The organism is Candidatus Venteria ishoeyi (genome assembly GCF_030378065.1).
Classification (GTDB): Bacteria; Pseudomonadota; Gammaproteobacteria; order Beggiatoales; family Beggiatoaceae; genus Venteria; species Venteria ishoeyi.
In genome coordinates this window covers 1-1,142 of record NZ_JAUCGJ010000110.1, presented here as the reverse complement: position 1 = coordinate 1,142, position 1,142 = coordinate 1, and the positions used below count along the sequence as shown (strand labels likewise).

The window sequence follows — 1,142 nt, the reverse complement described above, 5'->3', positions numbered from 1 at the left end:
TGTTTTCAATGCCCCAATGTGCACGTACAGCACGACCAAAACGCTGTGCATCGCTACTTAGCGAAGTAATATAAAAACGCCGTTCAGTTGTCACTTTATCACCAATTTCCCGGTGTGACTCAACCATACCGATGCTAGTCAGTCCTGCCCATTTCTCTCTATTATCCAACCACTCAATATCATCAATGGTCCAATAACGCCGCGTTTCAATACGCCCATGCCCACCATCTATCGTCTCATGATAGCTATGTGCAATAGACTTAAAATTTTTCGCCAGCGCCCATTCAAAATAATCTTTAACATCTTCATGCAATGTGCCTTGATTACCTTTAAGCGCCAACACGTAATCTGCCTCGCGTGCAATAATGTCACGCGCTATCGTTTTCTGACATCCTGCCGCATCAATTGTAACGATACAGCCTTTGATATCGAGTAGTTTCAGCAGTTCTGGAATTGCTGTGATTTCATTGGATTTCTCATCTGTTTTCACTTGCCCTAACACGACCCGGTTAGTGTTTGCCCAAGCGCTCACCATATGGATAGCTGCTTTACCTGATTTTCTATCATAGGAATGTCGTAAGCATTTACCGTCTATAGCGACGATTTCTCCATCCAACAGTTGAACAAGGCTTTGCATCCACGCTGTAAAACATCCCTGAAGTTTTGTTGCCGACAGGCTATTTAATACATTGTTAAACGTGTCATGTGAGGGGATGCCGTTTGGCAATTCTAAAAAACCAGATAGCCATTGCTGCTTACTTTTTCCAAAAGTTTCCACGCCAACCCAGTCGTTTGCGCCACAAATTACACCGCAAACTGCAATGGTTATGATATCCAATAATTTATGCAGAATCATTCCCGGTTTTCGCGGGTCTGGTAAGTCCTTAAAATGCTCGGAAATACTGGTTTGATATTCAATTTTAGCTTTGTTCGCTTCAGCTTCAGCCAATTGAGATATCAATATATTTTCCACGTGTTCTACAGAGTTTTTTTTACTCCAGTGGAGGGAGCAGATTCTGCCTGTTTGGGTTGAGGGCGAATTACCATCTCTTTAATCCTTATTATTTTATATAATTTGATTTTAGAGTAATCTTATACTAATAAGTATCTGTTTTACAGGTTTATTTGGTGCAATTGCCCTA

At 41.2% G+C, this 1,142-nt stretch carries 1 protein-coding gene; it reads right to left on the bottom strand.

Annotated elements, in window-relative coordinates; translation table 11 throughout:
- A partial coding sequence (locus tag QUF61_RS18110; protein ID WP_289682953.1) for an ISAs1 family transposase occupies nucleotides 1-961 on the bottom strand: 961 nt, incomplete at its 3' end.
- Between the last annotated feature and the right edge of the window lie 181 nt (nucleotides 962-1,142).